The sequence below is a fragment of the Colwellia meonggei genome (assembly GCF_057537295.1).
The window spans coordinates 1199087-1220268 of the sequence record NZ_BAAJLZ010000001.1 but is presented as its reverse complement, the minus strand read 5'-3'; the positions used below and the strand labels follow the sequence as shown (position 1 = coordinate 1220268).

15 protein-coding genes and 5 tRNA genes are annotated in these 21182 nt (G+C 38.0%); 6 read left to right on the top strand and 14 right to left on the bottom strand.

Annotated elements, in window-relative coordinates:
• Positions 1 to 341: 341 nt before the first annotated feature.
• On the top strand, positions 342 to 2450 hold the full coding sequence (locus AC27E9_RS05505) for a winged helix-turn-helix domain-containing protein (protein WP_487128013.1): 2109 nt from the start codon (positions 342 to 344) through the stop codon (positions 2448 to 2450).
• Here the strand turns inward: AC27E9_RS05505 and AC27E9_RS05500 are convergent.
• Together AC27E9_RS05500 and AC27E9_RS05495 are read right to left on the bottom strand one after the other, a co-directional pair.
• On the bottom strand, positions 2447 to 3454 hold the full coding sequence (locus AC27E9_RS05500; protein WP_487128011.1) for an ABC transporter permease: 1008 nt from the start codon (positions 3452 to 3454) through the stop codon (positions 2447 to 2449). The two genes, AC27E9_RS05505 and AC27E9_RS05500, sit on opposite strands and share 4 nt — an antisense overlap.
• Before the next feature lies 1 nt (position 3455).
• Positions 3456 to 4337 (bottom strand): ABC transporter ATP-binding protein, encoded by an 882-nt coding sequence (locus tag AC27E9_RS05495; RefSeq protein ID WP_487128009.1) that lies wholly within the window; start codon positions 4335 to 4337, stop codon positions 3456 to 3458.
• 155 nt (positions 4338 to 4492) lie between these two features.
• Here AC27E9_RS05495 and AC27E9_RS05490 point away from each other — a divergent pair, with 155 nt between their 5' ends.
• Together AC27E9_RS05490 and AC27E9_RS05485 are read left to right on the top strand one after the other, a co-directional pair.
• Positions 4493 to 4684 carry a hypothetical protein gene (locus AC27E9_RS05490; RefSeq protein ID WP_487128007.1) on the top strand — a complete coding sequence of 64 codons (192 nt, stop codon included), beginning with the start codon at positions 4493 to 4495 and terminating at the stop codon, positions 4682 to 4684.
• Positions 4685 to 4689: 5 nt separating this feature from the next.
• Positions 4690 to 4911: a hypothetical protein gene (locus AC27E9_RS05485; RefSeq protein ID WP_487128005.1), complete on the top strand. Its 222-nt coding sequence runs from the start codon at positions 4690 to 4692 to the stop codon at positions 4909 to 4911.
• Between the two features lie 24 nt (positions 4912 to 4935).
• On the opposite strand, the gene AC27E9_RS05480 is transcribed toward AC27E9_RS05485, so the two are convergent.
• Positions 4936 to 7098, bottom strand: coding sequence for a tRNA(Met) cytidine acetyltransferase TmcA (locus tag AC27E9_RS05480; protein ID WP_487128003.1), 2163 nt, complete (start codon positions 7096 to 7098; stop codon positions 4936 to 4938).
• Between the two features lie 323 nt (positions 7099 to 7421).
• On the opposite strand from AC27E9_RS05480, the gene AC27E9_RS05475 reads away from it, so the two are divergent.
• Entirely contained in the window at positions 7422 to 7601 is a 180-nt protein-coding gene (locus AC27E9_RS05475; protein ID WP_487128001.1) for a PA3496 family putative envelope integrity protein, read from the top strand.
• 144 nt (positions 7602 to 7745) lie between these two features.
• Positions 7746 to 8399: a pyridoxamine 5'-phosphate oxidase gene (gene pdxH / locus AC27E9_RS05470; RefSeq protein ID WP_487127999.1), complete on the top strand. Its 654-nt coding sequence runs from the start codon at positions 7746 to 7748 to the stop codon at positions 8397 to 8399.
• 68 nt (positions 8400 to 8467) lie between these two features.
• Here pdxH and AC27E9_RS05465 read toward each other — a convergent pair whose 3' ends face one another.
• The 11 genes from AC27E9_RS05465 to AC27E9_RS05415 form a co-directional block, all read right to left on the bottom strand.
• Positions 8468 to 9595: a sodium ion-translocating decarboxylase subunit beta gene (locus AC27E9_RS05465; RefSeq protein ID WP_487127997.1), complete on the bottom strand. Its 1128-nt coding sequence runs from the start codon at positions 9593 to 9595 to the stop codon at positions 8468 to 8470.
• Between the two features lie 8 nt (positions 9596 to 9603).
• Entirely contained in the window at positions 9604 to 11376 is a 1773-nt protein-coding gene (oadA, locus tag AC27E9_RS05460; protein ID WP_487127995.1) for a sodium-extruding oxaloacetate decarboxylase subunit alpha, read from the bottom strand.
• 9 nt (positions 11377 to 11385) lie between these two features.
• Complete coding sequence (locus AC27E9_RS05455) at positions 11386 to 11658, bottom strand: OadG family transporter subunit (RefSeq protein WP_487127994.1); 273 nt, start codon at positions 11656 to 11658, stop codon at positions 11386 to 11388.
• A gap of 530 nt (positions 11659 to 12188) precedes the next feature.
• Positions 12189 to 12265, bottom strand: a tRNA-Arg gene (locus AC27E9_RS05450).
• A 224-nt stretch (positions 12266 to 12489) separates the two neighbouring features.
• Positions 12490 to 12566, bottom strand: a tRNA-Arg gene (locus AC27E9_RS05445).
• Between the two features lie 325 nt (positions 12567 to 12891).
• Positions 12892 to 12968: transfer RNA gene (locus AC27E9_RS05440), tRNA-Arg, on the bottom strand.
• Positions 12969 to 13080: 112 nt separating this feature from the next.
• Positions 13081 to 13157: transfer RNA gene (locus AC27E9_RS05435), tRNA-Arg, on the bottom strand.
• A gap of 143 nt (positions 13158 to 13300) precedes the next feature.
• Positions 13301 to 13392 (bottom strand) — tRNA-Ser (locus tag AC27E9_RS05430).
• Between the two features lie 206 nt (positions 13393 to 13598).
• On the bottom strand, positions 13599 to 13796 hold the full coding sequence (gene csrA, locus AC27E9_RS05425) for a carbon storage regulator CsrA (RefSeq protein ID WP_487127992.1): 198 nt from the start codon (positions 13794 to 13796) through the stop codon (positions 13599 to 13601).
• Between the two features lie 510 nt (positions 13797 to 14306).
• Positions 14307 to 16931 (bottom strand): alanine--tRNA ligase, encoded by a 2625-nt coding sequence (gene alaS / locus AC27E9_RS05420; RefSeq protein ID WP_487127991.1) that lies wholly within the window; start codon positions 16929 to 16931, stop codon positions 14307 to 14309.
• Positions 16932 to 16965: 34 nt separating this feature from the next.
• The gene (locus AC27E9_RS05415) at positions 16966 to 17400 is read right to left on the bottom strand and encodes a regulatory protein RecX (RefSeq protein WP_487127989.1); all 435 of its coding nucleotides are present in this window, start codon (positions 17398 to 17400) and stop codon (positions 16966 to 16968) included.
• 213 nt (positions 17401 to 17613) lie between these two features.
• On the opposite strand from AC27E9_RS05415, the gene AC27E9_RS05410 reads away from it, so the two are divergent.
• Positions 17614 to 21108 carry a hypothetical protein gene (locus tag AC27E9_RS05410; RefSeq protein WP_487127988.1) on the top strand — a complete coding sequence of 1165 codons (3495 nt, stop codon included), beginning with the start codon at positions 17614 to 17616 and terminating at the stop codon, positions 21106 to 21108.
• Positions 21109 to 21182: the final 74 nt, after the last annotated feature.

Here is a 21182-nt window from a genome sequence, read left to right as displayed (position 1 = left end):
TTTAATTCGCATAATTATTATTTTTTGTTTTCTCTTTTTTATAAAACATCTTATGAAAACTACAATCGGCTGTTTGTCGTTTATACATCTATTAAACATCTATTTGATTTTTTTCTTTAATTAACAATAAATAACAGATTTAATTTAACCTAACGTTTACCTATATATTTAAAAAATTTAATACCAAAAATAAGGAATAGGTATTTTTCATGCACTAACTTTTCCCTAATATCTGAGTATTTTTTGTTTATTTAAATTAATTATTGTTCGAGCTAAATTAATTGTTAAACTGTTTACTCCTTCTTTTGCAACTATTTAACTATGGAAAAATGAAAATATAAATGAAGGTAAATACTCCATTTAAAATTGGCAATTGCCAAGTGTACCCTTTTGAACATTCAATTCAGTTTGACGGCGAAGAAAAGCAATCGATTCAAACTAAATTCATTGAAGTACTTTGCTACCTTGCAAAACACGCTCCACGAGTTATTTCCCGTGAGGAATTGATCAATGATATTTGGCAAGGTAATGAGTATGTCGGAGAAAAAGCACTAACCAATGCTATTTGGCATTTGCGCCAAAACTTAAAAGGGGCTAATGGTGAGAGTGAGGTTATTGAAACAATTAGAAAGGTAGGTTATAGGTTATTGATAACACCCACTTATACCAATCCGTATGAAGAACAAGTGTTAATAAGTAAACCGCAGCAAAAATTTAAATACTATATTTTAATAGCACTTATGGGCGTAATTTTAATAGCATTTTTTACTATGGAAACTGAACAAACGTCTATTAAAGCAAGTACGATTAAGCAAATTACCAAGTACCCGGGCGTCGAATTGTTTACGGCTCCTTCTCCTGATGGCAAAAAAGTGGTATTTAAATGGTTAAACGAACAAACTAATGGGAATTTGTTTTTAAAGGATCGAAATAATCCACAATTACCGCCTCAACAACTAACGTATGGGTCAGCCTATGTCGGCCACTCAGTTTGGAGCAATGATGGTGAGTTTCTTTACTTTTCTCGTAAAGATCGCCGAAATAAAATATGTCAATTTGTACAATTAAAAGTTGAAACTCATCAAGAAAAAATAATTACTAACTGTCCTTCAAATGGCGGTTATTATTATTTAGATATTTCCCCCGACGATAGAACTTTAGCATTTCATGGTTATCAAGCACCTGCGGACCACAGTGGCATATACTTTATCGATTTAACGGATGACAGTAGTCAACCTGTGCGATTTTCTTGCAGTACAAACTGTGGGTATAAAGACAGAGATTTTAGCTTCGCCCCCGACGGAAAAAATATCGCCGTTACCCGTCGTGTGAATCGTTTCAATGAAAATATTTTTCTAGTTAACCTCGAAACTCTAGAAGCAGAACAATTAACATTTGATGAAGAAGATATAGTTGGTTTAACCTGGCACCCAAATGGCAAAAAATTAGTTTATGGCGCCCAAAGAGCAGATATTCGACGTGGCTACATGATAGAGCTAATGTCAAAAGAAATACTTAATTTACAGTTAGATGGATTTAGTTACCCAGCATTTGCAAAGCAAAGTGGCGAGTTATTTTACCAGCAACGAACAGAAAATTATCATTTAGCTAGCCTATCATTAAATAACGATATAGCTACAACGCCTTACCCAATATTACAATCAAAATTTAGTCATCATTATCCTCAATACTCTTCAAAGCGCAATAAAATTGCCTATGTTTCAAATGAATCTGGATTTTATGAACTCTGGCTTAGTGATGTTGATGGACAAAATAGAAAACAGCTGACCTTTTTAAAGCAAACTATTCGTTACCCTCGTTGGTCAAATAATGGCGAGAAGATTGCTTTTCTAGCTCCAGTAAAAAATGACAAAGCCGACAAAATCTATATTTATGATCTTTCTAACAGTACCTTATCGATTGTGCCAAGCCAGCATCAGATTCATAATAGACCTACGTGGAGTTGGCATGACGACGCAATAATATCTGCTGTTTATGAAAGTGAATACGTTGATCTACACAAAATTGATATTAAGACAGGTAAGAGCACACGCATCACAAATAGCGGCAGTAGATATGGGGTTATGATCTCTCCGACAACACTCCTTTATACTCAAGAAGAGAAAGGTCTTTGGCAAAAAGAACTAGCTGGCCCCTACAGTAGTAATCAACCATTACTAAAAATCAGTGGTAAACAGTTTAAAGTCACCTATTCATGGGAGTATACCGAGCAAGGTGTTTACTACAGACAAAGAGACAATAAGCACCATATAATTACATTTTTTGACGTCATTCAACAGCAGTCAATTCCGCTACTAAAGATTCCAAAAAACTTGCTTGATTCAAATACAACCATGAGTAAAATTCATTCAAATAACGAATTAATTTTTACTATGGCAGATTCGCCTCAAGCAGATATAAAGTCAATTGAACACCCATTACTGCACTAACGCTCGGTGTTCCAACTAAACAAGTACGCACCCAACATTAAAAATAATGCACTCATAATTGCCAATATAGTCACGTGGTAACTGATATCAGCCAAGGTTGCACCTTCGGTTATAATTTTGCGAGCGCCAGCAACTAGATGTGTTAATGGTAAAAAATCGGCAAATACTTTTACAGCATTAGGCGCACCTTCTAAGCTGAACCAAACTCCAGATAACAGCATCATAGGCCATGAGCTTAAATTTAATAACCCGCCAATGAGTTCTTCACTTTTGCTACGACTAGCCACCAATAAACCTAGCGTAATTAAACTAAACGCTCCTAATATAGCAATAATTAACAAATCAAAATAACTACCAAGCATGTAAAAATCAAAAAATAAATTACAGCCGACATAAACCACAAATGACATAAACATCACAATAAACAAACGTGATACTAACTGAGCAGAAACAAACTCTAAGGCTGACAATGGTGTTGCTTTCAAACGTTTCAAAACGGCATTTTTACGATAACGTACAATAACGTAGCCAACACCAAATAAGCAGCTAAACATCATATTCATGCCAAGAATTCCGGGTAAAACCCAATCTACATAGCGTATTTTTCGGCCTTGTGTTTCAATGCGTTGAAAATTATTGTGATCATTTAAAAATATCTTTTCAACTAAATAGCTATTAGGAGCACCTTGATTAACCCAGTATTGCTGGGCATTAAAATCAACCAATAGATCAATACTGTGTTGCTCTAACTTCACTTTCGCTTTTGCGTTATCCTGATAATCAATAAAACCTATAAATTTAGTATCTAAAAAGCTTGATTGACTTTGTGCTAAATTAATCACTCCAACTTTGTAAACGGCTCGTCCTTCTCCTGAAAACACAAATGATAAGCCTACCAACAACAAGACAGGAAAAAATAAATTCCAGCCAAGTGATGAGCGATCACGAAAAAATTCAATATTACGCGCTTTAACAACCGCAAAGAAACGTGAGATATTTATCATTTTATTCCCTCAAAGAATGGCCAGTAAGTTTTAAAAATAAATCATCTAAGTTAGGCGACTTAACGTGCAAACCTGCTAGTGAAACATTTTTTGCCAATAACAGCGCAATTGTTGCCTCAACATCAGTGGTAGTAATTTCTACCTGTTGCTCATGTACTTGCCAATTTGATTGCTGACAAAGTTCTTCTGGCACTTGTTCAGCAGGTAAGTAAATAAATACTTCTTTAAAGTGTTTGGCTAATAACTGCCTTGGGGTACCACGCTCAATAACGTTACCATGATCCATTATTAGCACGTCGTCGCACAACTGCTGCGCTTCATCCATATAATGTGTAGTTAGCACTACCGTTTTATTACGCGCTTTAATGTTCTTGATAAGTTGCCAGAAGTTTCGTCGCGCTTGTGGATCTAGGCCTGTTGTGGGTTCATCAAGAAAAACAATATCAGGGTCATTAATCAAGGCTAGTGCCAACAATAATCGTTGCCGCTGACCACCTGAAAGCAAACGATTATCACGGTCTAAAAACTCACTTAAATCACATAGTTCAATTAATTCTTGATGCGGCACAGTATTTTCGTAGAACGAGGTAAATAGATCTAAGGTTTCTTTAACCGTTAAAAAATCTTGTAAGGCGGTATGTTGAAACTGAATGCCAATTTGCTGAGACATTGACTCGTCAACGGGCTTATCGTTATAAAAAACTTGCCCTTGAGTTGCCTTAATAATACCTTCCATGATTTCAATGGTAGTAGTTTTGCCAGCGCCATTAGGTCCAAGTAAACCAAAGCAAACGCCCTTGTTAATTGAAAAGTTAATGTTATCAACGGCAATAACATCTTTATAACTTTTGGTGAGATTTTCTACTCGAATAACTTCTTGCATTGCGCACCTCGTAAACTGCTAAATTTCATTTTAGCGACTAAGAAACAAGATTAATACTGTATTGACAATATTTTATAAATGATAATAATTATCATTTGCATTAATTAAGAAATTCATCTATCGTAAAAATAGTTGAGCGATACGAGGAGATAATAATGGGTATTAGACAAGTAAATGAAGGTTGTAATAGCACATCACGTGTTGAAATTCCGACCGCCTTATTAGCGCAGCTAATCACTTCTGGTGCACTTGCTGGCAACGACTGTCGCTGCCTAGATAATAACGCCCGTAAAACGCTATGGCAGTCTTTATTAAATGTCAGTACTAACTTACCCTTCGAGGAATAAACACTATGACAACGGAATTACCAGTAGCCGAGATTAGCTATTTAGAAGCGTGGCTTGAAAACTTTATTAGTAACTATAGTCATTCATCCGATAAGCAACTATTAGCGAAAATATGTCTCGGTGTGAACGCAATAATACAGCATGATGATTTTGACCAGCTAGCAGATCAACATTGCAGTTACTATAAAATGAAAAATTATTGGCTATGGCGTTACCAAATTGCTTAGCGTTTTCAGCAATTAGTAAAAATTTTAATTTTGGTATTTAGCAATGGTATTAATAAGATGCTGGTTAAGTGCTTTTTTACCTGAAAATGAAAAGTTTTGACAAACATCTTCAATACTATGCTTTTGCAAAATACGAGCAATAAGTGGCAAAATATCCGTACTATACTCTTCAAGGCAATGCATTATCAGCCACTGATGTAAACCATAAACACAGCTGCTGTATTGTCGTCGCCCAGAAATAAAATCATCCACAGCCTGTTTGTGCTCTGCCGCTAATATTATATTTTTAGTACAAATATTATTGTGTAAAACTTGCCAAATCATTTGCGCGGGAAGCTGTTTGAACTCATCAGTTAGCCAATAATCAAACTGTTGATAAAAACTTCGAATAATTTGATGTTGTTTTTGTTTAGCTCTTTTCGTTAATGGTTTGAGTAACAAGCATGAATGCTCACCACTTGCTTTGTCTTTACTAAAACCAATACGGGCTAACGAAAAACCAGATTGCTGCCAAAAACTGATTAAGCTAGCATTACCCGCAAAACTTGAACCGATAAAATCAACATTTTCATGACTAAGCTTTTGTTCAATATGGTTTAGGAAATGCTGTCCTAAACCATTGTTTTGAAATTCTGGGTGCACAGCAATACGCATTACTCGCTGATAGCTATAAGTGAAGCTATCGTTAACCCCACAATGGGTAAGTAATGACTGTGGAAGAAACTGATCACGCAACCTGCGCTTACCATTTCGTACTAAGTCAACAAGCGTATTATCAACCTGACCTTCTTTCAACAGCAAAGCAACCGCTAAAATATCATCTTCATGTTTTAGAACAAATAATGAAACAGCAGGGTTATTCAGCAGCAACTGTACATCACTTGGTGACGTTTGATAATGCGCAGTAACTAACACCGCAAATACCTGCTGAAGGAGCGTTTCGTTTAACAGTAACTCACGCGCAGAAACTTTCACCACATCAGTAGCGGCTAACAGTCTACTAGCATTTTCAAGATACGAAGGCAATTCGGCATTAAGTAAACAGCTTGAAAATACAAAGGCTTCAAGAGGATCATTTGACGCCCAGCGAATAGGCTCATTGATATGTAACTTACGCCATTGCGGCATAACTTTAGCCAAAGTAGCGCGAAATTTAAGACTAAAACCACGCCCGGCACCCTCATAGCCATGAACCGTAGAGGCAAAAATCAGCCGATGATAATGACCTAATAATTGTTCTAACAAGTAAACCGGCAATGCAGCCGCTTCATCTACCATCACTAAATTTGCTGATGGCTGTTCTTTCAATATTAAATCAATAGGTAAAAAGATAATTTCGCCATTTTCATGCTTAACATGATTAGCTGTTACATTTGCACTAGGTAAAGTTTGTTTAACGTGAAAAAAGAAAATATTAACGGCTTGGCGACTAGCCGCTGTAATAATTACTTTCAGCTTTTGCTTAGCATTGATTAACAATTGACAAGCGGCAAGCGCCATCGCTGATGACTTTCCACGCCCTCGGTCGGCTGTCAGCACTAAAGGTCGATTTCGACGCCCAACCATCACTTTTAGCATAGCGTCAACAGCTGATGCTTGTTCATTGCTAACGCAGCCATAAGGCAAGTTTTCTGGCATATTTAAAGATGAATTTTGTGTAGCTATTGATTCAGGTAATAGCGGCAATTTAGGCTCTTGTTGCTGAACAATATAAGCATGACGCTCCTGCAATAACTGCCAGAATCGTTGTAAAAATAAATCTGATGGTGATACTTTCGGATCATTCTCGCCACTTTTTAACACCGTAATCACCATAACGCCACCGGCAACAACACTGCCAGAAAGTGCGGCAAAAGCATCAACATCAAAGCTGTAGTCGTCGGTTGTATTTAGCACCAAAGGAAAAACAACTAACGCTTGCTCAGTTCCTAAATATTGCAAGTAATTTTTACTATCCACCGAAGTAATATATTCACGTTTTAATGTTGTAAATTGCGTTTGAAAATTAAGGCCCTTTATTGCCGTTTTTAAGGATTTTTCCCGTGCGAGCATTGACTCTTGTATTAATGCCAGCCTTTGATTTAACCAATCATCTTCACCCACTAAAACAATAAGACTGCGTAATCGAGAACGCACAGCGTATTGTTGTAACTGACTATACCAATGGGAAAAACCTTCGTTTGACATTAACCTAAACAACCTTTTATGAATTCGTTAATAAGTCTATCAGAGGGTTAGTGAAAGCTAAATACGCGAATAGATGAAAATCAGCTTAGGAAATAATCATCCAGTACGCTCAAGATAAAATTTTATTGAATTGAAAAAATATTTAGTTGAAAATTCTGCGCGAGTTGCCTATGTTCAAATTATGATGATTAGCATTATTCAATATGATTATGAGTTAATGCTATTTAAGATATCGCAAATAAAAAAGTTGATGCATTATTGGCAGCGTACGCCACTATTTATTGTAATTGCAGCACATGCTGTAAACGCCGTAGGTATTAAAAATGAACGACGAATTAGTAAATGATATAACCCCACCCGTTGAACAAGAGAATTATGACAAAGACCTGCCAAAAGGAGAAAAGGCAGTACATAATACTGAAGTTCGAAAACGAATAGATGACCTTTTAGAGAAAAAGCGCCTTAAAGAGTTATTAGATGACTCTGACGATTGGGATATTTAACCCCCTAAAAGTTTGCTGTACAACTACACGATACAGATATTCGATATAGCTAATATATCTAGAGATTTTACGCTCAACGATTTGTTTTTGTCGTAAAACTGATATCATTGGCAAAACAATCAATTAAGCTCATTTAACCAAAATATGACTCTATTTGAAAAACTACGCTGCCTCTTTACTTTCGGACAAGGGGTTGCATTGCCCTTACCCAACATTGACCCAAATGCTGATCCCCATAGCCTATTTAAACTTTGGTTTGATGATGCTAATAAATCAGGCATTTTACTACCAGAAGCGGTTTCGGTAAGTAGTGTCGGCGATAACGGCCAGCCAAGTTCTCGTATGGTGCTATTAAAAGAATTCGACTCCGAAGGGTTTGTTTTTTATACCAACTATGCCAGCCGTAAAAGTGGCGAGCTTAATAACAACGATAAAGTGGCTTTGTTGTTTCATTGGAACGTTTTGCAACGTCAAATTCGTATCGAAGGTTGTGTCGAGAAAGTTAGTGCTGAGCAATCAGCCAAGTATTTTCATAGTAGAGATCGCGGCAGCCAAATTGGCGCTTGGGCTTCACGGCAAAGTAGTAAAACCCAAACAGAAACCGAGTTAGCGGAAAACGTTGCTTATTACACCAAAAAATTCGCTGGCCAAGATGTACCACTGCCAGAATTTTGGGGTGGTTGGCGAGTAAAACCACACTATTTAGAGTTTTGGCAAGGTAGAGCTAGCCGCTTACATGACAGAGTTTGCTTTGAGAAAACCACTAACGGTTGGGATAACTTTAAATTACAGCCATAGTAAACGGTAAAATAAGTACATAAAAAAGGGAAGCAAGCGCTTCCCTTTTTTGATTTTAATATATTAACCTACCCAACAAGTGCCAGTAGAATACCTGCCGCTACTGCTGAGCCTAAAACACCTGCAACATTTGGCCCCATGGCGTGCATTAATAAGAAATTATGTGGGTTTGCTTCCAAGCCAACTTTATTGGCAACACGTGCAGCCATAGGCACCGCCGAAACACCAGCTGCGCCAATTAATGGGTTAACCTTCTCCTTAGAAAGTTTATTCATCAACTTAGCCATTAATACCCCTGTTGCTGTACCAATCGAAAATGCAACCGCTCCTAGCGCTAGAATGCCTAAGGTTTTCGCATTTAAGAATTGTTCGGCACTCAATTTAGAACCAACGCCTAAACCAAGGAAAATAGTAACGATATTAATTAGCTCGTTTTGCGCCGTAGAGCTTAAGCGATCAACCACACCACATTCACGCATCAAGTTACCTAAACAAAACATACCAACTAGAGGCGTTGCAGCAGGCAAAAAGAATATTGTCATTAATAACACACCCAGTGGGAAAATTATTTTCTCCACTTTAGTAACGTGTCGTAGCTGCGCCATTTCAATTTTACGTTCATCTTCAGTCGTTAACGCTCGCATGATAGGCGGCTGAATAATCGGTACTAAAGCCATATAAGAATAAGCGGCAACCGCAATCGCGCCGAGTAAGTCAGGTGCAAGTTTAGAGGCTAAGAAAATCGCTGTTGGGCCGTCTGCACCACCAATGATGGCAATAGCAGAGGCATCTTTCATCGAAAAGTCTAAGCCAACAAAGTTTAAGGCAATAGCGCCAAATAAAGTCGCAAAAATACCAAACTGTGCCGCAGCACCAAGCAATAAGGTTTTTGGATTAGCAATAAGAGCACCAAAATCCGTCATTGCGCCAACACCCATAAAAATCAGTAATGGGAAAATACCGGTATCAATACCTGCATAATAAATATAATGCAGCAATCCACCGACTTCCGAAAAACCAGCAACAGGGATGTTAGTTAATATGGCGCCAAAGCCCATAGGTACCAATAGTAATGGTTCGAAATTTCTAGCAATGGCAAGATATAGTAAGCCGCAACCTACTAACATCATGATGACTTGGCCTAGTTCAAAGTTTGCAAGACCAGTAGACATCCATAATACATTTAAAGATTCCATGGTTTATCCTATGACAAACTTAACAAGATATCGCCAACAGCGACAGAGTCACCTTCTCTGGCATGAATAGCAGACACTTCGCCAGTTTTACTAGCGCGGATCTCCGTTTCCATTTTCATCGCTTCCATGATGATAACAACATCACCTTCAGTAACTTCATCACCTTCATTGACTAGAACTTTAAAAATATTCCCAGCCAAAGGCGCATTTAGTGGCTCATCGTTCGATGAATTAGTTACTGGCGCTGCAGTATTTGCTGGTGCATTTACTGACTCAATAGCACCGCCCGGAGCAACAACAACATCAAAAACTTTACCGTCAACGCTGACTGCATAGTTTTCAGTTGCCGTATTTTGTGGAGCAGCAGATACTGGCGGTTTACTTACCGGTTCAGAACCAGGTGCTGGTTCAAAAGCATCAGGATTATTACGATTTTCTAAAAATTTTAGGCCAATTTGTGGAAACAACGCGTACGTTAAAACATCATCAATGGTGTTTTCTGCCAAACTGATATTTTTCTCATTGGCTAGCTGTTGTAGTTCGACAGACAATTTATCCATTTCAGGATCTAATAAATCAGCTGGGCGACAAGTTATAGCTTCTTTACCGTCAAGCACCTTCGCTTGCAATTCAGCATTAACTTCATCAGCCGTAGTGCCATACTCACCTTTGAGAACACCAGCAGTCTCTTTGGTAATTGATTTATATCGCTCACCTGTTAGAACATTTAGCACTGCTTGTGTACCAACAATTTGTGACGTTGGTGTTACCAAAGGAATATAACCAAGATCTTTTCGAACTTTTGGAATTTCTAACAATACGTCATCTAGCTTGTCAGCAGCACCTTGCTCTTTTAGTTGGCTTTCCATATTAGTTAACATGCCACCAGGAACTTGTGCTAGTAAAATACGGGCATCTATTCCTTTTAAACTACCTTCAAATTGAGCATATTTTTCACGAACTTCTCTAAAGTATGCTGCAACTTCTGCCAGTTTAACCATATCTAAGCCAGTATCACGCTGCGTTCCTTCGACAATTGACACTATAGTTTCTGTCGGCGAATGACCGTATGTCATACTCATCGACGAAATAGAGGTATCAATAACATCAATATCAGCATCGATTGCTTTCATGTGTGTTGCCACACTTAAGCCAGTTGTTGCATGACAGTGCATTGCAATAGGTAACGCCACCGTTTCTTTTAGTCGGCTAACTAATTCTGCTGCATCGTAAGGCTTTAATAATCCAGCCATATCTTTAATACATAAAGAATGGGCTCCCATATCCTCAAGTTGCTTGGCCATGGTTAACCAACCTTCAAGGTTATGTACCGGGCTTTCGGTATAACTTAATGTACCTTGCGCATGTGCGCCTACTTTAACCGCAGACTTAATGGCCGTTTGTAGATTACGTACATCATTCATGGCATCGAAGATCCTAAATACATCGATACCATTAATATGTGCACGTTCAACAAATTTTTCGACTACATCATCCGCATAATGACGGTAGCCTAATATATTTTGGCCACGAAATAGCATCTGTTGTTTAGTTTTTGGCATGGCTTTTTTAAGTGCACGAATACGTTCCCACGGATCTTCACCTAAATAACGAATGCAAGAATCAAACGTGGCTCCACCCCACGACTCGATAGACCAATAGCCAATATCATCTAGCTTTGACGCAATCGGTAACATATCTTCTAAACGTAAACGCGTAGCAAGCAGTGATTGATGGCCGTCACGTAATACGACTTCCGTTATTCCTAATGGCTTGGTCATGGTTCTATCCTATTTCTGTGCAGAGTGTTGTTGACGATATTGCGTAACAGCAGAAGAAATTGCTGCCACAACAGCAGGTGAAACACCGCTATCATCTTGTTTTCTATTATTCTTTTTACTTGGAGATTTTTTCTCGACAATGGCATCTGGGTATTTTTTTGCCAACTTAACTAAAACAATGTTGATAAAAACTATTAGCAGTCCTAAAAAAGCAAAAACAAATATCATTCCCGCTAGCATCAACGTGCCTGCTTCAACAAATAACTCTTGAAGGTTTTCCATTTTTATTCTCTCAAGCAATTTTTATATAATTAGAATAATCACTCCAATATGTAAAATGCAAACACATTTTTACAAATTTGTTAAAAAAAATAATGTCAAGCCAGAATTGTATAAAAAAACAGCTAAATTTAATAATATTTCACTATTATTTTATACAAAATGGTATATCAACAACATTGTATACAATATCAACCTCATGAATAACGGGTATCACAACTAAAAAACCATCAATAATATACAATATCCAATATTTTATAGACTAACCAATTAGTCAACAAAAGCTGTATAAGAATAAAACAGCGCAAATTTAGCTTAACCAATTAAGAGCAACAAACTGAGTAATTAATCATCAAGATAATGACATTGTAAAAAGTAAATAGCTAATCAATTAACAAAGCTCAACACTGCAATACACAGTACTGGAGATATTGAAGATTGGAACAATAGCATTGAGCAGTTTATGTAGAGAAAGAAGTTCGACGTTAAATTTCAGACGAAAAAAAACCAGTCAAAAGACTGGTTTCTTAAGGTGGCGGACGCGGCAGGAGTCGAACCTGCGACCGCCTGGTTCGTAGCCAGGTACTCTATCCAGCTGAGCTACGCGTCCGCAATAAACTAAGTATTTTATATCCCTAGCTCAAGAGATAACGAACTTCACTGTAAAAAAGCCTCGTAGACAGCAGCATTGAATAAGCTATCCCGCTGCGATACACGTTCGTAGTCAATCGTTATTTTATATCTTGATTCAAGATAGGCACTAAGACCATATATTTATTTTTTAACTAGCGTTAATATTAGCTATTCTTTATTTTTTAACCACTCAAAGAAAAGTGGCGGACGCGGCAGGAGTCGAACCTGCGACCGCCTGGTTCGTAGCCAGGTACTCTATCCAGCTGAGCTACGCGTCCGCAATAAACTTACTTTTTTATATCTCTAGTTTAAGAGATAACGAACCTCACTTTAAAAAGCTTCGTAGCCAGCAGCATTAGATAACCTATCCAACTGAAACTACTTGTTTGCAATAAACTTACTTTTTTACATCTCTAACTTAAGAGATAGTGAACTTCACTTTCAAGCGCTCGTAGCCAACAGCATTAGATAACCTATCCAACTAAAACTACGTGTTCACATAAAACTTACTTTTTTATATCTCTAGTTTAAGAGATAGATTTAATAAAGCTTATACCTTTATTAAAACGAAAAAAAACCAGTCACAAGACTGGTTTCTTAAGGTGGCGGACGCGGCAGGAGTCGAACCTGCGACCGCCTGGTTCGTAGCCAGGTACTCTATCCAGCTGAGCTACGCGTCCGCGGTCAATCGTTATTTTATATCTTGATTCAAGATAGGTACTAAGACCATATATTTATTTTTACTAGCTTTAATATTAGCTATTCTTTGTTATTTAGCCACTTAAAGAAAAGTGGCGGACGCGGCAGGAGTCGAACCTGCGACCGCCTGGTTCGTAGCCAGGTACTCTATCCAGCTGAGCTACGCGTCCGCAATAAACTTACTTTTTTATATCTCTAGTTCAAGAGATTACGAATAAAGTAACAAACAAATTAGGTAAACAACCTAATGAATATTCTCATCCGCAATGAACAATTTCAATATCGTTGTTCAAACGATGCCAATCTAAAAGAATGGCGGAGAGGGAGGGATTCGAACCCTCGATCCGGGATAAACCAGATACTCCCTTAGCAGGGGAGCGCCTTCGGCCACTCGGCCACCTCTCCAATGGGTGCGAATAATAAGGGATTAAAAAAATAAGTCAAACTTTTTTTAAGCTTTTATTTAGCTTTTTTAACTGTTTGTCGAGAATTCAAACAACACGCTCGTTTTTCAAACATTAAAGATAGAAAATATCGTCATAGCGCTGAAATAAATTATATTTGACGATCAAAAAAGCCGACTGATGTCGGCTTTTAACATGAGAGAAAAATTAGAATTTGTTCCCTGAGGTTTCACCCTCTCCTTTTTCTGATTGTATTCTCATATAGATTTCTTCACGATGAACTGACACTTCCTTCGGAGCATTTACACCAATACGTACTTGGTTACCCTTTACTCCTAATACTGTCACAGTGACGTCGTCTCCGATCATCAACGTTTCACCAACTCGACGAGTTAATATTAACATCCTAATTTCCTTTATGTTTAAAAACGAGATCCACTAAATATTTATAAGCTAGTAACAAATTAAATTTAGTCTAATTTTTGCAAAAGTGCACTAAAGATCACAATAAGTATCTAAAATACTTATTAAACATTGAATATTCCTAAGACAACGCTGCAATTTTAATCGCAAACAGAAAAGTGGAAAAAGCCCAAGTAAACTGTCTTTGCATTCTAGAGTGGTTATTTTAACAACCTTGATGAAACAATAAACATCATATTGGTAATTTTTTGTAATTTATAATAACTTTTTATTAAGATTTATTAATAGTTGCACTTAAATTTACACACCATTAACAAACCTTGCTTATTTTGAGCTAAAAGCCATGCTTTGTAAGTTCCTCTTAACCACAATACACTTTTCAAAGTTAATGTATTGTCGTTACATATTCTTATCGCAATATAGATAATAAATAAGAAACAATAAAAAAGGGGCTAAATGCCCCTTTAATTAATATTTTTATTTAAACTAGGTTTAACTAAGCTTTTCAGTTAACCAGCTTTGTGCAGCAGCTAAAGCCGCTTCTATGTTATCAGGCTGACTACCGCCGGCCTGTGCCATATCTGGACGACCGCCACCTTTACCACCAACTTCTTGTGCAGCTACATTAACAAGCTCGCCTGATTTAACTTGACCAATCAGATCTTTGGTTACACCAGCAATTAAACTCACCTTAGCGCCATTCGCCGTAGCCAATAAAATAACACCGGAGCCCATTTTATTCTTAAGGTCATCAACCATACCGCGTAATGACTTAGCTTCAACGCCATCTAGATTCGCAATTAACGCTTTAACACCGTTAATTTCATTTGCCTGACTAATTAAATCTGAGCCAGCTTGGCTAGCGAGCTGTTGCTTGTATTGAGCAATTTCTTTTTCGAGTTGCTTATTACGTGCAATAACTTGCTCAACCTTACTTGAAACATTTGCCGTATCAGCCTTCACTAATGAAGCGATATTATTTAAGGTGTGCTCTTGTGCTTCAAAGTAGTTTAATGCTGTTTCACCAGTTACCGCTTCAATACGACGTACACCAGCTGCAATGCCAGCTTCAGATACTATCTTAAATAAGCCGATATCGCCGGTACGCTCAACATGTACACCACCACAAAGCTCTGTAGAAAAATCACCTAGTGTTACAACGCGTACTTCGTCGTCATATTTTTCGCCAAACAACGCCATAGCGCCTTTCGCTTTTGCCTCATCAATTTGCATTAAGTCGGTTTCACGAGCTAAATTACTGCGAATTTGCTCATTTACCATACGCTCTACTTTATTCAACTCTTCACGCGTAACGCCTTCAAAATGAGAAAAATCAAAACGTAGCTTTTCAGCATCACACAATGAACCTTTTTGCGTAACATGTTCACCAAGAACTTTACGTAAACTGGCGTGTAAAATATGTGTTGCTGTATGGTTCTTAACAATAGCAGCACGGCGTTCGGTGTTTATTTCAGCTTTAACACGGCGATTCAAACCTATGTTATGACGTGCAATACCTTTATGAGCAAAAGCATGACCTAGTTTGAATGTATCAGTAACTTCAAAAACACCATCATCAATATGCAATATACCAGCATCACCAACTTGTCCACCTGATTCAGCGTAAAATGGCGTTTTATCAAGCACCACAATACCCGATTCACCGGCTGTTAATTCTGCTACTGATGATTCGCTATTGAAAAGCTCAATAACCGTTGATGACATTTCGCTGCGGGTATAACCCTTAAATTCAGTACGATGATCAGACTTAATAGTGTCATTATAGTCAGTACCAAATTGGCTAGCTTTTTGTGCGCGCTCGCGTTGCTGAGCCATTGCAGCATCAAAGCCTTTATGGTCAATACGTAATTGACGTTCACGAGCGATATCAGCAGTTAAATCTGCCGGAAAGCCATAAGTGTCATAAAGTTTAAAAACATCATCACCGGCAATCGTATCGCCTTTAAGCTCAGATAAAATATCTTCGAGCAACGCCATACCACGATCAAGAGTACGACCAAACTGCTCTTCTTCAATGCGTAATATTTTTTCAATAACCGCTTGTTGCTGAACCAACTCTGGGTAAGCATCGCCCATTTGTTTTGCTAGTGATGCAACTAATTTGTGGAAGAAGAAAGATTTAGCTTCAAGTTTATGGCCATGGCGAATAGCACGACGAATAATACGGCGAAGTACATAACCTCGACCTTCGTTTGATGGCATAACGCCGTCAGTGATTAAAAAGCTACATGAACGAATATGGTCAGCAATAACGCGTAATGACTTATGCTCTAGGTCATTACATGCTAATAATGCTGCAGTGTCACTAATTAGCCCTTGGAAAATATCAATTTCATAGTTGCTATGTACGCCTTGCATTATTGCCGCTATACGCTCTAAACCCATACCTGTATCAACAGAAGGCTTAGGTAATGCTTCCATAGTACCGTCGGCATGACGGTTGTACTGCATGAAAACTAAGTTCCAAATTTCGATAAAGCGATCGCCATCTTCATCAGGTGAGCCAGGAGGACCACCAAAAATTTCTTCACCGTGATCATAAAATATTTCAGAACATGGACCACATGGACCAGTATCCCCCATTGACCAAAAGTTATCAGATTCGTATTTTTTCTCTGGAGATTTATCACCAATACGGATAATTTTTTCTGCTGGTACACCAATGTCGTTTAACCAAAAATTATAGGCTTCATCATCAGTTTCATAAACTGTAACTAATAACTTTTCTTTTGGTAACGCCAGCGTAGAGGTTAAGAACTCCCAAGCAAAGTGAATGGCGTCTTTTTTAAAATAGTCACCAAAACTAAAATTACCGAGCATTTCGAAGAACGTATGATGGCGAGCTGTATAACCTACATTTTCTAAATCGTTATGCTTACCGCCTGCTCGAACACAGCGTTGTGAAGACGTAGCACGGGTATAACTACGCACATCACCACCTAGAAAAACATCTTTAAAAGGTACCATACCTGCATTAGTAAATAGCAAAGTTGCATCATTACCAGGAACTAACGAACTACTAGCAACAATTTGGTGCTGCTTAGAAGCAAAAAAATCTAAAAATGCCTGACGCAATTGGGCACTAGTTTCAATCATGTGAATTTCCAACTCTTCGAAAAATTAAATCTGTTTACGCGTTTAATATTGTCATGATCTCATCAATGGAGAAACCACGCTGTTGCATAAAGCGCATTCTTTTTGCTTTATCTTTTTGATCTTTTATTAGGGACGCACCAAAACGCTTATTATACGCAAGCTCTGCTTGAAGATACCAATCTATTTGCTGGTTTCTTAGCATTTTTTGCACAATTTCACCGCTAACACCTTTTTGCGATAGCTCATTTTTAATATATCGCCAGCCATATCCTTTGTTCACACGGCTTCTAAAAACACTGTCAGCGAATCTTTCTTCACTCAAGTAGTTTTCTTCAATAAGAAAATCTAGCACCGAGGGGATTTCATCAGGATCATAATCGCGAAGACAAAGCTTTTGCTGAAGTTCCTTACGGGAATGTTCCCTGCGCGACAGCAAATCAATGGCTGTATGTAAAATAGCTTTATTCAAAAGGACTTTTTCTAACAATTTTTATTGGCAAATATTTTACCTTTAATAGCGCGATAAACAATAGCGCTATTACTAGCAAGGTAAAACAACAAGTAAAAACATTGTATTAATGATGATAAGTTTTTACATTATGTTAATAATCGCGCAAAATAAACTTAGCTAACAGAATAATAAAAGCTAAGTCATAGCTATTAATAAAAAACAGGGACCTGTATGAAGGGACAATACAAAAATATGCGTTTAGCATTGGTAATGTTATTTAGCTCACTATTTTTACAAGCATGTGGGGGCTCGAGTGACAATACACCTACATTCTCTATCAACAGTGACATTGCTGCTGTCGCATTTACCAACGAGTTTTTGCAAGAAGAAACCAATACAATAGCGGTAAATGTAACTTTTGACGGAAATGGTCTTCTACTTGGTTTTGCGCCAGATTCTGCGCCAGTAGCTTGGCTCAATTATCGCATTGAAAATCTAACCGCGACCTCTGCAACCATTCATATTGATGTTGCCAATGCCAATCGATTAATTGCCAATCTTTATGGCACGAAATTAAGATTAACTACAGGCGACCCAGCCACCACGAACTTTGCCCATAAAGACATTAATGTTTCTTTATTAGTATGGCAGGCACTGACTTTTGACGATACTTTTGGCACCGCCAACATTGCAGCTAAAACTATAGAGTTAAGCTCTAGTGCTGACAATCTAACAATTGCAACATCTGCTCCTTGGCTGACACTTGAAAAGTCTTTTACTGACGGTGTAACCACAATAACAGCAACACCTGACCTTAGCACGTTAACGGCAGCAGGGCTGAGTGAAGCAACAATTGATATCACCAGTCCATTAGGCACAACTAGCTACCCGGTAGAGTTAAGCCTAGATAACGTACATTTATTTACTAACAAAGCGACGGTCGCACTTGCGCAAACTGGCAATATAAACAATGTAAAAACAGTTTTAAATGTTAATTCAAATAGTGTTTTAGCGTGGGGGTGGCAGGCAAGCACTACAGCAAATTGGTTAACACTAACCGCCGACAATGATAACAACCAATTAACCATAGAAGCAGACCCTAGCGCCTTAGGCAATAATGCCGCAACAATGGCAACCATAATCGTAAGTGGTAATGAGCAAACCACAGCAGTCGCTAATACCATTGAAGTTAGCCTTTATAAGAGTGACGCGAATACAGAAAATAATAGTTTAGAAGTTACCACTAATGCTAACGGTGTCGTTATTAATCCATTATTGCCTCAATATTATGTTGCAACAGGCAACGAATTACGTAGCTACCACCTATATAGCAACGAATTATTGTCTACTACAGTTGTATCACCAGAAGAAACGATTCTAGAGCAGTTAATCATTCATCCAAATGGCAGCGTTCTGCTGGCGAAAGCAGATGAAACAACGGTTATTGATGAAAATACCAGTGAAACGACAACCCATAGATATAAAATTAACTTGAGTGATATGAGCATTGCCCAGCTAGAGAATGTTGATATTACTAATGAACCGGTAAAATTTGTTCGAATTGACGGTCGTTACTTTGTTGCCACAGCAATTTTAGAGTTTGCCGATGAAAACCTGATGCGTGTTGGTTTTGATAGTGCAAATGCATTTTTTGCTCGAGCATTTAATGTTGCTGATAATCAGCAAAACATCTTCGCTTTAGATGTTAGTACTGCTGATGAATTAATGTCGATAAAACGCTTAACAGCTAAAATAAATGATTTTGGTCGAAACCCAATTACAACCGAAGTTACTCATAGCTATCGCCCAGAGTTGTTAGGCGAAAATGACCAAATTACTGACTTTTTTGTCTCAGCTAATGAAGAAAATATATACGCAATTAGCCCAACCAGTGAATGGATTAGCTTTGACGGCACAACATTTACCGATAATGGCGTACTCAACGCTGATGAAGCCATTACTAATTTAGCGCTAACGAAAACAGCAAATGATCGCCCACATTATACTAGGTTTGAATCAGGTGTTGGCTTTAAGGTTGATATTTATAATGAACAGCAAAGTATCGCAAATAGTATTTCGTTAGGTACCACTCAACCGTCGAGCATGTTGATTGCCAATGGTGATAGTCGTGCTGTATTGCCAGCAGCAAGCAATGAAAGTGTTGCGATAATTAACTTAAGTCAATTTACTAGCTCTGTTGATAACATTAACTTCACCACCAACTTAGGTGATAGTAGCATTGCTCAACAAGAGCTTACACTATCGAATATTGGAACAGGCTGGCAAGCGACAGCAAATGCGCCATGGTTGATCTTGTCTCAACAAAGTGATGAAGAAGGTGATAGCTTACTTATTAATATTGACCGCAGTTTAATTACTGGCTGGGGTTTAATGACTGCATCAATTTCGATATATGACCCTGCAAGCGGTACCACTAAAGTAATTACAGTTGAACTTGCTGTTGATGCCATTAGATTAACCAGTAACTACCCATCGCTAGCATTTAACAGTTTGGCGACACAAGCAACATTAACACATACCGTTGATGTACTAACCAATAGTGAAAATGCAGTGGCATGGCAAGCATCTACAGATGCAAATTGGTTATCGCTAACAGCAAATAATGCCAACAATACACTAAGCATTACGGCAGTACCTGCTAATATTGCCACTGACGGTGTTCATACCGCCACTATTAACTTGTCACCAACGGTGGCTGATATTGCCCTGCCAAGCACAATAACGGTTACCTTGAACAAGGGAGCAACGGATGGTGGTGATGTTGATATCAGCGATATAAGCATTAATAATTCAGGTATAGTATTAGATCCTACCCGCCCTTATGTTTACATTGCAAATGGCGACGAATTGCATACTTATCATGTAATTTCAGGGGCATTGATAAACAATACAACCTCACCATTGGTTGATGTTGATTTGACTAATTTGGTTATTCACCCTGACGGTTCAATGTTATTAGCCTCGAATAGTGAAACCTACCTAGATGAGAACGAAGTTGAACAAACGCGTGTTAATCACTACCAGTTTGATTTAAACAATTATCAATTTACTCAAATTGACAGCGAAAACATCACCATTGAATATCGCCCTATTATGATCAAAATGGTTGCAGGCGCTCCAGTCGTTATCACACAAACCTTGGAATATGCGGACTTAAATTTAGCGCGTCAATATTGGGATCAAGAAAACGCTTATTTTGCATCAACGATTGCACAGGCAAATAGTACCGATACGATAATGGTTTATAAACAAACAACCACATCGCTTGAACGCTACGCCTTGAGCTATAATGCCTATGCAAGCGAAATGATTTCAGCGACAACAGGTGTAGCATACATTAATTCGGCTTTTACCAGCTTATCTGGAGTGGCGTTAAGTAATAACGGCAATACTACCTATACCGCAAATACTAGTAGTGAATGGGCAAGTTTTGACGGTAATACCTATACCGACAATGGTTTACTGCAAGGTAACGCTAATGTACAAACATTTAATGTCACCACAGACACTAGCAACAATAGTTACTTCTATCGCTTTGATCCAACCTTAGGTGTGACTTACAGTAAGTACAATGGCAGTCAGGTTGAACTTTGGTCAGAAATTGTTTCAGGTGCAACAGCGGTTAGCTATTTAATGCCAGCTTATCAACGAGTATTCATTTACGATGCTGATAATTCATTATTAAAACTGCGCTCACATCCGTAAATGAAATATATACCCGCTCCACTTCGAAGTGCGAGTTTCAATTGGAGTTAAAAACGATTTAGACAAGGCATTGA